The 11,950-nt window shown below is 60.2% G+C and carries 9 protein-coding genes and 1 pseudogene; 7 read left to right on the top strand and 3 right to left on the bottom strand.

The genetic code is table 11. The features are described from left to right. The first annotated feature begins 11 nt into the window (after positions 1-11). From V5F66_RS20020 to V5F66_RS20000, 5 genes are all read left to right on the top strand, one after another. Positions 12-1,154, top strand: coding sequence for a glycosyltransferase family 4 protein (locus tag V5F66_RS20020; RefSeq protein ID WP_012115534.1), 1,143 nt, complete (start codon positions 12-14; stop codon positions 1,152-1,154). Positions 1,155-1,159: 5 nt separating this feature from the next. Further along, positions 1,160-2,080: a glycosyltransferase family 2 protein gene (locus V5F66_RS20015; RefSeq protein ID WP_012115535.1), complete on the top strand. Its 921-nt coding sequence runs from the start codon at positions 1,160-1,162 to the stop codon at positions 2,078-2,080. An 81-nt stretch (positions 2,081-2,161) separates the two neighbouring features. Further along, positions 2,162-3,136 carry an NAD-dependent epimerase/dehydratase family protein gene (locus V5F66_RS20010; protein WP_394002787.1) on the top strand — a complete coding sequence of 325 codons (975 nt, stop codon included), beginning with the start codon at positions 2,162-2,164 and terminating at the stop codon, positions 3,134-3,136. A 333-nt stretch (positions 3,137-3,469) separates the two neighbouring features. Beyond that, complete coding sequence (locus V5F66_RS20005) at positions 3,470-4,549, top strand: glycosyltransferase (RefSeq protein WP_394049812.1); 1,080 nt, start codon at positions 3,470-3,472, stop codon at positions 4,547-4,549. A 237-nt stretch (positions 4,550-4,786) separates the two neighbouring features. Then, complete coding sequence (locus tag V5F66_RS20000; RefSeq protein ID WP_394094586.1) at positions 4,787-6,082, top strand: hypothetical protein; 1,296 nt, start codon at positions 4,787-4,789, stop codon at positions 6,080-6,082. Here V5F66_RS20000 and V5F66_RS19995 read toward each other — a convergent pair. The 3 genes from V5F66_RS19995 to V5F66_RS19985 form a co-directional block, all read right to left on the bottom strand. Continuing rightward, positions 6,054-6,608, bottom strand: coding sequence for a serine O-acetyltransferase (locus tag V5F66_RS19995; RefSeq protein ID WP_012115539.1), 555 nt, complete (start codon positions 6,606-6,608; stop codon positions 6,054-6,056). The two genes, V5F66_RS20000 and V5F66_RS19995, sit on opposite strands and share 29 nt — an antisense overlap. Before the next feature lie 81 nt (positions 6,609-6,689). Then, positions 6,690-7,970 (bottom strand): lipopolysaccharide biosynthesis protein, encoded by a 1,281-nt coding sequence (locus tag V5F66_RS19990; protein ID WP_012115540.1) that lies wholly within the window; start codon positions 7,968-7,970, stop codon positions 6,690-6,692. A 76-nt stretch (positions 7,971-8,046) separates the two neighbouring features. Continuing rightward, the gene (locus V5F66_RS19985) at positions 8,047-9,162 is read right to left on the bottom strand and encodes a glycosyltransferase family 4 protein (protein ID WP_394094585.1); all 1,116 of its coding nucleotides are present in this window, start codon (positions 9,160-9,162) and stop codon (positions 8,047-8,049) included. Positions 9,163-9,676: 514 nt separating this feature from the next. Between V5F66_RS19985 and V5F66_RS19980 the strand changes: the two genes are divergently transcribed. Both V5F66_RS19980 and V5F66_RS19975 read left to right on the top strand, forming a co-directional pair. Beyond that, positions 9,677-9,967, top strand: coding sequence for a hypothetical protein (locus V5F66_RS19980; RefSeq protein WP_394094584.1), 291 nt, complete (start codon positions 9,677-9,679; stop codon positions 9,965-9,967). Between the two features lie 275 nt (positions 9,968-10,242). Further along, positions 10,243-11,950: pseudogene (locus tag V5F66_RS19975) on the top strand (RHS repeat protein); the annotation flags it as partial.

The following is an 11,950-nucleotide window of genomic DNA, read 5'->3' as shown; positions in this document are numbered from 1 at the left end:
GCCGTTCGATCATGACACAGCTTGACGTTACGGTGCCGTTGTTTGCAATTCATCATCACAAGATTGGTGGAACGGAATCGGCGGTCTACAATCTGGTGCACGGCCTGGCGCGAACCGACGCGCGGCTCACCATCGCCTTTGCCGAGGCCGGACGCTTTTCGCCTGAGTTCCAGCAGTGGATGGTGGACAATCCGCACGTCGCCCAGGCGATCCTGCCGGCCATTCGTGGCTCGAAGAACACCCGCTTTCTCGAGGAAACGCTTTTCGAGCTGAAGCGTGGCAAAGAGGGATGGGTCGTTTACCCAAACTATTTCCTGCCGCCGCGCCTGGGTTCAAGAAAATCTGCCGTTATTCTTCATGATATCCAGTACAAGGTTCTGCCGCAGTACCACAGCGCCAAGCGCAAGGCCTGGTTGAACTTTTACCTGAAGGGGCTGTTCAAGCGGGCTGACGTGGTCCTGTCCATCTCGAACTCCGAGAAAAACCTGGTCGCCGAGCATTTCGGCGCCGAGGCGGCGAGCCGCTGCCAGGTCATTTACAACGCCATCGACTGGCATCGCTTCGAGGGCGGGCCGATCAGCCAGCGCATCGTCGATCTGGCGCAGCGCCCCTATATCCTCACGGTCAGCCATCCCTTCCCGCACAAGAACATCTCGACGCTCATCAAGGCCTTCAACGCCATCAGCCAGACGGACAAGGAGATCCGCCTGTACCTGGTGGGCAAAGACTCCCCCGAGCGGCGTCAGCTGATCACCGAGAACGCGGATCCGGCGGCTGTGGACCGCATCGAGCTGACCGGCGTGGTCAGCGATGCGGAACTGGGCGAGCTGTACCGTCGGGCGCGGGTGTTTGCCCTGCCGTCCCTCTACGAAGGGTTCGGGATGCCGGCCGTGGAAGCCATGGGCCTCGGTGTGCCGACGGTCGCCAGCGGCGTGACTTCGCTGCCCGAGGTGACGCTGGGCCAGGCCAGCTATGTCGACGATCCGTTGAGTGTCGGCGGCTGGATCGACGCCATATCGGCCCTTCTTGAGCGCGGAGGGCGTGTCGCTCCCGAAGTGGTCGAGCAGATTCGCCAGAAATATGAACCCAAACACGTTGCGGAAAACCTGCTCGACGTTTTGGCGTCGGCAGACGCCGCTGGAACATCAAGGTGATGAACATGGATCGCGCCGTCGTCGTCATCCCCACCTATAATGCCAGTCGTCATTTGGGAGACCTGCTGCCTGCGCTGCAGCAGCAGGGGCTGCGTCCGGATCAGTATTTCGTCATCGACAGTTCGTCGGGCGACGATACGCTCGCGCGTGTCGGGGCGTTCGGGGCACGCACCCACCGCATCGACAAGAAGGAGTTCAACCACGGCGGAACGCGGCGCCTCGCCGCCAACCTCAATCCGGAGGCGGAATTCCTGATCTACATGACTCAGGATGCCATTCCCGAGCCGGGCGCCATCAAGCGCCTTCTCGAGGCGTTTGCGGACGACAAGGTGGGTGTCGCCTACGGGCGGCAGCTGCCCCGTGCCAAGTCCTCGGCCATCGAGCGGCACGCCCGGCTTGCGAACTATCCCGCGATCAACGAGGTTCGCAGCATCGAGGACGCCAGCCGGCTCGGGATCAAGACCGTGTTCTGCTCCAACTCCTTCGCTGCCTATCGGCGCACCGCCCTTGAAGGCGTCGGCAACTTTCCGGAAGACAACTACTTCGCTGAAGATCAGGTGGTCTCGGGCCGCATGTTGCTGAGCGGATGGCGCATTGCCTATGTCGGGGATGCCGCAGTCGTGCACAGCCACGACTACACCATCAAGGAGGACTTCCGGCGCTATTTCGACGTGGGCGTGTTCCACGGCCGAAACCCGTGGCTGCTGGAGAAGCTTGGCAAGGCCGAGGGCGCGGGCATGGCCTTCATCAAGTCCGAGACCGCGTATCTGCTGAAGCACGACCCGCTGGCTCTGCCGTCGGCGGGCGTGCGCACGCTGGCGAAGTATGTCGCCTATAAGCTCGGGCAGAGGGAAGCCAAGCTCTCGCCGAAGACCAAGGCATTCCTGAGCATGCAGCCGGGCTATTGGCGCAATCAGATCAGGTGACATGGCTGCCTGAGGCAGAGTTAGGCGCGGTTCGATGCGGCGGCCGGCACGTTGGGGTCGCAAAACCACCGGGTTCCGGGGGTGCAGGAGATTGAGATGAGTGGAAAGATTATCGTTTTCGGCGGTTCTGGATTTGTCGGCACCCATCTTATTCGATCGCTCGTAGCGCAGGGCGAGCAGATCGTCAGCGTGGACATCCGTCCGCAGCGCGAAACCCTTCCGCAGGTGGACTATCGGATCGGAGACGTCCGGGACCTGTCGGCCTTCGAGGTCGATGGCCCGGTCGCGACGATCTACAATTTCGCCGCGGTCCACACCACGCCCGGCCATCCCTTCTGGGAATATTACGACACCAACATCAACGGCGCGATCGAGATCACCGCCTGGGCGCGGCGCTATGGTGTGAACGACATCGTGTTCACCAGCTCCATCTCGGTCTACGGCCCGTCGGAAGAGACCAAGTCGGAAGTCTCGACGCCGGCGCCGCAGTCTGCCTACGGCTATTCCAAGCTGATGGCCGAGCGCATTCACCGCATCTGGTTCGACGAGGCGCCGGGCCGACGGCTGACCGTGGTGCGTCCGGCGGTGGTGTTCGGCCGCGGCGAGAGGGGCAACTTTACCCGCCTCGCGCGGCTGCTCCAGAAGGGCTTCTTTGTCTATCCGGGGCGCCGCGACACCATCAAGGCCTGCGTCTATGTGGAAGACCTGCTGGATTCCATCGCCTTCGCCAAAAACAGCCCCGAACCGTTCAAGTTCTACAACGCGGCCTATCCGGAGCGTTACACGCTGGAGCAGGTAGTCTCGCTCTTCATCGCGGACCACTTTCCCAATGGGAAGACCTACACAATTCCCCGCGGCGTCATGATGACGGGCGCCTCGATCCTTGAGAAAACCAGCTTTCTCAAGATCGGCATTCACCCCGAACGGGTGATGAAGCTGGTGCGCTCAACCGACATTTTCCCGGGGTGGCTCACATCGAAAGGATACGTGTTTCCTTACAATCTCAAGGCGGGCCTCCAGCGCTGGTCCGACCAGGGCAACAAGGCCTTCGACTGAGCGGGGGGTGGATCCGGCCGGAGCGGAGAGGTCCCGAACGAGCCTCTAAATTTGTTTGGTGGGGATCGCCGGCTGGATTTGGGCTTTGCATTCAAAGTTGCATATTGCGAAACTAAGCGCTGTGGTAATGTAGCTGAGTTGTTCGGAAAGCCGTCCGATCGGCGATATGGCTTAGGCTGGGACTTTTGGAAAAATCCAGCAGAGGAAGGGTAATTTGTCGTATCGGTTCGACGGAGCAGCCGATGCGGTGTTTCGTCGATTTTCACTCACTGGTTCAATGTGGCAAGTTGAGCTGGCCGATCCACGCCTGAAGCGCAGTCAAAAGTAAGACATATGAAACTGCTTCATGTTTGTGAGAGTGTGATCGGTGGGACTGGTTCCTATATCTCCGAACTCATTCCGAAGCAGGTAGAATTATACGGGGCAGAGAATGTTGTTTTATTGATCCCCGGAAATCAAATGCACTATTTGGATGCCGAGGTCGTAGCATCTGGCGTCAAGATGATACCGTTTTCAAGGAAGTCGCGATTCTGGGGGATTTCCAGCTTCCTATCGACTTACCTAAAGGTGCTCAGGGACTTCAACCCTGATGTCGTGCATGCCCACTCCTCCATCGCGGGCTTCGTGGTTCGCTTGATCGGCGTCCGGAGAAAATACTCCATCGTCTTCTGCCCCCATGGCTGGTCCGTGGACATAAAGGGCGCAAGGATCATGCGGGCCATCGCAGAGTGCGTGGAGCGCGTGCTCGCCCATAATACCGACCGGGTTGTTCTGATCTCGCAGCACGAATATCGCCGGGCTGGCGACCTTGGTTTTCCTGAGGAAAAGCTAAGCCTGGTGATCAGCGGCATCATGCCGGATCCGCCGCATGTGGCGGCTGCGAAGTGGGAGGACTCCCGCTTGAAGGTGCTGTTCGCGGGCCGTTTCGATTTCCAGAAGGGTGTCGACGTTCTCCTTCATGCTGTGGAGGGCCAGGGGGCTCGCATGAGCCTGAGGCTGGTGGGCGGGGGGGTCGTCAACAGTTTGAACCTGCCGGAGAGCCTACCGCTGCATGTGGCTAATCTCGGCTGGCTCGACCGGCTGGATGTCTGCGCCCAGATGAAAAGCTGTGACGTGCTCGTGGTGCCGTCACGCTGGGAGGGCTTCGGCCTTGTTGCGATCGAGGCCATGCGGCTCGGTGTGCCGGTGGTCGCTTCGGCGGTTGGTGGCCTGAGGGAGATCCTGGGCGAAGGCCAGTACGGCGTCATCGTGCCGCCAGAGGATCCCGAAGCGTTGCGCGCCGCCTTGCTCAGCCTGACGCCAGCGCGCCTCAAGGAACTGTCGGAGCTTGGCCGCGCTCGCTTTCTCGCGGCCTATTCATCCGAACGCATGGTGCGGGAGATCGACGCCGTATATGCTGCAGCGCGGAAATGATGATACGCTTCTGACTGTCGTTTGCCCGCGCCAGACATCCCGGCGGCAGGGCGGCGATGTTGGAGTGGAGATCTTCCGGCATCGGCAGGGGTGGTGCTCTGTTCCTCCTGCGTGCGATGGGGTGGTGACGTTTTGGGTGCGGCAGGGTGAGCGGCGCGCGGTCAGATTTGGAAGCGAGGGATCGTTATGAGAGGTGTCGCATCGGCAAGGAAGGAGTCGGACCTTCTCTATCTGTTCATGGTCATCGCATTCCTGTTGTTTGCGACGCGCGATGGTTTGACCGGGGCCGTTCGCTATTTTCTCTCCCTCGTGCATCTCGATATGCTCTGGTTCGTTCCGGACCTGATGGCGTTTGCGTTGGTCGTTGTTTTTGCCTATCAGCAGATCTTTGTAAAACGAAACCCGATTGGGATTATGTTCGTTTTCGCCTTCATATTTTCTCTCGGTGTCAGTGTCTATTTTATGAAGAGTGACGTGTTGGCCTTTGTGTCGACGATCAAAAGTTTTACGCCGATGTTTATCGGATTTTGTTTTTACAATCGATCGATCACCGAACGGCGCTGGGTCAGGTGGTTCCTGATAGCTCTGCTCGCCGCATCTATTGTGGGCCTGATCCTCAACCGCTTTGTTGAGTATCCGTGGGCCGGTCAGACCATCACCGCCTTTGGCGTGGAAAAGCAGGCGAGCAAACTCTGGTGGCAGGGGGGCGAAGTCCGCTACGGCGGGTTTGCCGGTGACAGCACCATGGCCGCCTATATGGTGGTGTTCATCTACGCGCTGCTGTCGCCCTACATGAGCCTTGCCGTCAATGTCGCCCTGTGGCCGTTCATGGGGTGGGCCATTCAGACGTCAACGAGCAAGACCGCGCTTGGTATCTTTGTTATCTATGTGATGATGTTCATCTTTGCCAGGTTGCTGAAGTATCCTGAGCGGATCAAAACCTTCCTTCGGCGCACGGCCTTGTGGTCATTCCTAGCCCTGCTTCTTCCTCCCGTGCTCATGCTGGCCCTGTCTGGGGTTAGCCTGGAGGATTTGTCTCCGACCCTTATGAGTATGGCTGACCGCATCAACAACACATGGCAGCAGCCGTTCGAGACGGTCGCGGAATTGTTCCCTGTGGGATTGGTGTTGGGTTGTGGCATCGGCTGTTTTGCTTATCCTATGCAATATACGCCTATGGCGGACTATCATGTTCCGCTCGACAATTTTTACATGACGACATTTATAATGATGGGGTTTCCGTTTCTTGTAACCGTTTTGTATCAAATTTATAGCGTTCGTTACATCAAGGATCCCGTTCGTTTGTCTTTGATCACTCTGTTCAATTTGTACAGCATTACGGTCCAATGCTACGGTCCGTCGTTCGCGACGCTGATGTACGGCTATATTTTCAGCGAGATGTTCGGCATGGCTTGGCGGCTTGAACGAAGGATCCAGCCCATGCCAACGATCGCTTCCAACCTAGGCATCGCGACCTCCTGGAGTGGAGGCGGCGACGTGGGGCTCAAGGCCGGGCGGCAGCCTGCGCGGTAAGGGCATCGGTCGGCGTGGCGATGCGGATCACCCGGCCTGGGTTGCCCACGACCACGCCACCGTCCGGGACATCCTTGATCACGACCGAACTCGCGCCGATGGTGGCACTCCTGCCGATGGTGACCGGGCCGATGACGACTGCGCCGGTGTAAAGCACGGCTCCGTCTTCGACCGCCGGATAGATCGGTGAACTTGCCACGCGCCCGAGCGTCACGCTCTGGTAGATGGTGACGTTGGTGCCGATGCGCACTCCGGAGCCGATGACGATGGCCGCCGGGTGGGGCAGGAGCAGTCCGGGGCCGATCTCTGCCTCAAGGTTGATGTGGCAGCTGGTGCGCGTGACGTTCCAGCCCCAGATGGCGATGCCCAGGCGCCGCAACCGCGAGCGGTAGAGATGCGCCGCGACCCGGTGGAGAAATACAGCGGCGAACGGCGGGTTGAAGAGGAATACGGTGGGGAGCCGACCCAGGCGGCTGTGCCCGGTGGCTGCCTTCATGTCCGCTTTCACGGTCTGCCAGAAACCCATTGTTGCATCCCTGTGTGTGGTTCGTCGTTCGCGGCCCAAGTGAGCCTGTTGCGAAAATTGGGTGTCAGTCCGCGCGCAATGTCAGCTGTTTCCCTGCGCGGGCGGCCCGCCCTGAGTCTGCCGGCGAATGAAAACGATGAGGAAGCCTGCCCTCACCGTCGCCACGATCAGTGCCGTTGCCAGCGTGGCGATGCCCGTGCCGAGGAAACCGAACTCGGAGATCATGACGTAGGCCATGGCGCCGGTCAGGAACAGGCCGGCCAGATTGATGGTGGCGTAGTGGTTGTCCTTGCGCATGCTGGTCAGGCCGACATTGAAGAGGTCGGAGCAGCACCTCACGATGGCGGCGACGAGCATCAGTACGAACACATCACGGTGCTGGGCCAGCTCTGGCATGTTGAGATAACCCATGAAGGCCTCGCACGTGATGAACAGCGCCACCGCGATGGCAGTGGAGAAGGAGGCCGTCTTGATGAGCTGCTGGCGCATGGAGCGGCGCCACTGGTCGATCTTGCCGCTGTTATGGGCCTTGAACAGCATGGGCAGCGCGAGTTGAACCACGGCTGTCGCCATCAGCGTCTGCAGGGAATTGGCGAGTGACCAGTAGAAGGTATAGAGGCCGGTCAGCTTCAGCCCCAGCAGGAAGGACACGATGTAGCGGTCCATATAGACAAGGCCGACGAGGCCGAGATCGGCCACATAGATGTACCACGAGCCCTTCAGCCGTTCGGTGACCCAGGCCTTCTCCAGCGGCAACGAGAGGGTCTCCCGTAGCGGCAGGTCGCGGATCACGTAGAGCAGGTACCCGAGCGCCACCACATAGCTCGCGATCCAGCCGACGAAGACCGTCTCGAGGGTGCGCATCTGCGGAAACATGATGCCCGCCACCATGACGAACGGCACCCACGCGGCCAGGCGGATAAACACCAGAACGTTGGCTTCGACGGACTTTTCCATGGCGATGAGCGGGATGTGAATATCCATCCCGTACACTTCGAGCCAGATGAGGATCGTAATGAAAATTTCGATGTGGCCGATCCTGTATCCCGTGACGAGGGCCAGGACGAGGCCGAGCAGTGTGGCTGCCGTCAGCGAGAGCGTCGTGACGAGCAGGCGCGTCTTCACCCGCGGCACAGCCTCGATGAGGCCGAGGCCGACGATATCGCGGGCGACGAAATAATTCAGGCCCCAGCCCAGCAGGGCCGGCGCGATGCCCACCGCGCCCAGGGCCAGGCCGTAGATGCCCGAGGCTTCCAGGCCGAGATACTTGATGATGTAGAAGGACAGGAGAAAGCGGAAGACCAGGCTGGAGCCGCGCAAGCCCAGATTGAACAGGCTGTTGAAGCGCTTCAAAAATCGCATGGGCGATGTCCTTCAGGCAAAAGTCGTCCGCGCCGGCCCGCGGGCTTCATCCGCTCGCGGCGCAGGTGGGGCGGCCTCACCGGCCACCGGCGTGTTCGGGAGAAAGGGGGGCGGCTTCAAGCGGGCGCAGTGCGTCGAGCAGCCGGCGCGCACTGTCCTCCCAGGAGAATGCGCGCGTCCTGAGGTAGCCGGCCTCGCGCAGTGCGGCGCCGTCGAACGCAGGGTTCGCGCACCGGCGCATGGCATCGGCCATGGATGCCTCGTCGAGGGGATCGAAATAGAGCGCGGCGTCGGCGCAGACTTCCCGGACGGGAGGGATATCGGCAGCCAGGACCGGGCAGCCGGCCGTCATCGCCTCCAGCGGCGGGATGCCGAAGCCCTCATAGATGCTGGGAAAGACCAGCGCGACGGCGCTGCGATAGAGCGCCTGCACCTCGCCGTCGCTCAGTCGCCCGGTCGCCACGACGTTCGGGTGGGTGGTGCCGACATCGGAGCGGGCGAATGCGGCGGCGGCCTTTCCCACCAGGACAAAGGAGATGTCGTCGCAGTCCAGCGCCAGAAACGCGCGGACCGCACGGGCGAGGTTCTTGTTGGGCGCCGGCGAGCCCACGGCCAGCAGGAAGCGCTTGCCCTGAAGTCCGAAGCGGTCCAGCACCGAGACATCGGGCTCGATCTCCGCCATGTGGTCCACCGCGTTGGGGATGACCGCGATGGATCCGGCGGGCACGCCGAGCAGAGCCGACAGTTCCCGCCGCGAGAACTCGGAAACCGTCGCCAGCCGGGCGCGCCGCGCCAGCAAGCGCCCGAGCTGCCGGTGCACGGTGCCGTAGCGGCGGGAGAAGTTCTCCGGATGACGATAGACCAGCGCGTCGTGGATGACCGTCAACTGGCGGCCGTGGAGCACGGGCCCCGAATTGCACAGATTGACGAGGGTGCCATTCCTGCTTGCCCAGAACAGCTCCGTCTGCTCCCAGGGATGCCCGGACAGTCGGCCGACCGTGCGGAAGGGCAGGGGGCCGAGCCACTCGGGCCGTTCCACACCGGTTGGGGCAAGGACAGTCCAGCGCAGTGCGGGCTCCGTCCGGGCGCGCGCGACGATTTCCTTCAGGACGAGGGTCGCAAACCGTTCGACGCCGGTCACGGGCCGGCCGATGAAGCGGCCGTTGACGAAGATTGTGGGCATGACGGTCATGCGCGCTAGCGTGGAAAAAGCACGTTTACCGGGTCTACCGGCCTGGCGGAAAGGCATGCTGCAATGCGGTAACGAGGGTGGCGCAGTTTTATCGAGGTGCTCGGGCGCACGCCGCCTGTGTTGCGGTAGACGCTGGCAGTGGATGCGTTTGCATGCGCCATGCTCTCACCTGTTCGTTGCGGGTCGGCCGAAGGCCATCGTCAATTTCGTCCCTACAGGCTCTAAGCTATCTTCGCATGTGCGAGAAGGGGGCGGGAAGCGGTCGTGTCGAGTGGATCGCCGGCTCGAGGCGGCCTCGGGAAGCGTCCCCGGCGATGGGCCTTGCGTCGGTCCGTGGCGGCCGCGTCAACACGCCTCAGGTGGGCACCCGCCCCCGGCTGTCGGCGGATCTTCCCTTGGGGTTGCTGGCTGTCGCGCACCGGGCGTTCGCCGGAAGAGTTGTTTCGCCGCAGCGCCCTCGCGTTTGTCATTGTGATCGTGAGCCCGTCCGAGGTCGGCCAGAGCGTCAGGCATCATGGCGACGCTGCAGCCCCGCCTCGGATGTGAATCCCAAATTTTTGACCCATGCCAAAGCGGCCGGCGGGGATTGCTGGCAGATTTCCAAAGGTTGCAATGCAGCAGCTCCGACGACCGCAATCTGGTGGTGCCAGGCGCGTTACACGATCTCAAACGTTGGTGCCCGGCAAAATACTGTCTGGTGCTTCACGTTGGTCTTGTCTGGCGACCATGGTTTGACATCGAGCATGCCGGCGCGATGGCGCGGTGTGTCGCATTGATGTCTTTAGTGGTCATGATCTTCATGTGACGCATCACGTAAGGCGTGACGTTAATTTATTTGACGCTGCGAAAGCTCGCGCTCCCAAATACAAATCAGAGTTTTAGCATTCGCAAGAATGCGAAGAAAAAGCACGTCTATTGCAGTGCGGTCTACCGGCGGTTGCGGACAAAATTGTTATTTCGCATTTTGCAAAATACTGCCTGATAATTCGTGGGCTTTGCTATTTTTATTTGTTGCAATGGTTGGGGTCTAAAACTAACGTAAAAAATGAAGTCGCTTCCCTGTGGGAAGGAGTGCAAGTGATGGCCCAGGGTGTCACCGTAACCCAAACCACGGCTGAAGATTTCGTCTCATCTCTTGGCGTAAACACGAAGGCTGGGACGTATTCAGACGCCTACACAAACGCCAGTCTTGTCATCAATAGCCTCGACTATCTTGGAATATCGACTGTCAGAGATTCTTATAGTGAATACGGGCAAGCGAATCCGGTTCTTGATGCCTTGGCCAATGCCGGTATTCAGTTTGATTTTCGTGTTTCTTACTCGCTTCCTGCCACCGGAAGCGCCGGATTGTCTGATTATATCGACGCGCTCAAGGCGTTTGTCGCCGAGCATCCCGGTAGTGTCATTGCCGTCGAAGGTATAAATGAGGCAAATGCAAATAGTTTTAGTTATAATGGTGACTCTTCCGTCGCGGGTGCGGCAGCGTTCCAGCGGGATTTGTATCTGGCGATAAGGGCGGAGCCAGAGCTTTCGTCGGTCCTCGTCTACAATCTCTCGATTGCCTATAATGACCCGAGCGTATTCGCGGCTGTCGGCGATCTTGGTGCCTATTCCGATGCGGCGAACGCGCATGCCTATCCCAACACGGGTAAGGGGGCGGATGCTCAGGTCGAGTCCATCATCGCGCTGGCTCGGTCCAACTCGCAGGGCGATCCTCTGGTCGTCACGGAGACTGGCTACACCACTTTGGAAAGCGCGTCGGGCGTTGGCGTCAACGAGGATGCCCAGGCCAAGCTGGTCCTGCAGAACCTGCTGGCGGCGTATGAGGACGGCTCCACCAAGACCTATCTCTACACGCTGTTCGACGAGCCGAGTGTTGCTGCGACGCGCGGCGACAAGGAAGTCAGCTTCGGGCTTTTCAACGCCGATGGTTCCCCCAAGGAAGCCGCCGTCGCGATCCATAACCTGACGACCATCCTGAACTTCGGCAATGACGGCAGCGCATCCACCGCGACGGATACGGCCTTCACCCTGTCGGGCGCGACGTCCGATACGCACTCGATGATTATGACCAAGTCCGGCGGCGTCTATGACATCGTCCTTTGGCAGAACGTGACGGTGTGGAATGACGTTACCGATACGGAAATCGTCAATTCGACCACTCCGGTCACCGTGGACCTGGGCGAGACGGTCTCGAGCGTGCGGATCTATGATCCGCTCAGCGGTCTCGATCCCATCGCCACCTACACCAACGTCAGCTCCTTCACGGTTCCGCTGAGCGACCATCCGCTGGTCATCGAGATCGGCGCCAGCGAGGCCGTGCACGAGGATGTGGTGACGAGTGCGGCAAACCTCACCTTGACGTCGGCTGAGTTCGTCGCGCAGATCGACACGCTTGCGACTGCGACCGGACTTCAATCGGTTACGCTTTCGGACAGTCACGAGCTCGCAGTTGCATCAGTTGAGACGATGCAATACATCATCGCCAATTATGGCAGTCTGCTGAGCAAGATCGATGGCGGCTATACATTTTCGGTCACCTACGGGCAGTCAACCTGGCGCAAGGAGCAGATTTTCGACGCGAATGGAAATCTTCAGACGCGCATTGATTATGGCGTGAGCAACGACGTTGTAGTCAGCAAGGTTGCTTATAACAATGACGGCTCGGTCGACTATTACAATTATAACATCACCGGTCAGACCTACACGACGCAGCACCTGACGGTGAATGCGGCGGGCGTCACCGTGCTCACCGAGCGGTTCCACGCCGATGGTACCTGGGACTATC

Origin of the sequence: Xanthobacter versatilis (assembly GCF_043193975.1) — a bacterium.
GTDB lineage: Bacteria > Pseudomonadota > Alphaproteobacteria > Rhizobiales > Xanthobacteraceae > Xanthobacter > Xanthobacter autotrophicus_E.
The sequence above is the reverse complement of the archived record's forward strand: the minus strand, read 5'-3'. Positions and strand labels throughout refer to the sequence as shown.

Excerpts from the sequence above, each read along its gene's own strand:
- V5F66_RS19980 (WP_394094584.1), top strand. The coding sequence starts at position 9,677 with ATGGCGACGCTGCAGCCCCGCCTCGGATGTGAATCCCAAATTTTTGAC.
- V5F66_RS20005 (WP_394049812.1), top strand. The coding sequence starts at position 3,470 with ATGAAACTGCTTCATGTTTGTGAGAGTGTGATCGGTGGGACTGGTTCC.
- V5F66_RS20020 (WP_012115534.1), top strand. The coding sequence starts at position 12 with ATGACACAGCTTGACGTTACGGTGCCGTTGTTTGCAATTCATCATCAC.
- V5F66_RS20015 (WP_012115535.1), top strand. The coding sequence starts at position 1,160 with ATGGATCGCGCCGTCGTCGTCATCCCCACCTATAATGCCAGTCGTCAT.
- V5F66_RS19995 (WP_012115539.1), bottom strand. The coding sequence starts at position 6,608 with ATGGGTTTCTGGCAGACCGTGAAAGCGGACATGAAGGCAGCCACCGGG.
- V5F66_RS19985 (WP_394094585.1), bottom strand. The coding sequence starts at position 9,162 with ATGACCGTCATGCCCACAATCTTCGTCAACGGCCGCTTCATCGGCCGG.
- V5F66_RS19990 (WP_012115540.1), bottom strand. The coding sequence starts at position 7,970 with ATGCGATTTTTGAAGCGCTTCAACAGCCTGTTCAATCTGGGCTTGCGC.
- V5F66_RS20000 (WP_394094586.1), top strand. The coding sequence starts at position 4,787 with ATGGTCATCGCATTCCTGTTGTTTGCGACGCGCGATGGTTTGACCGGG.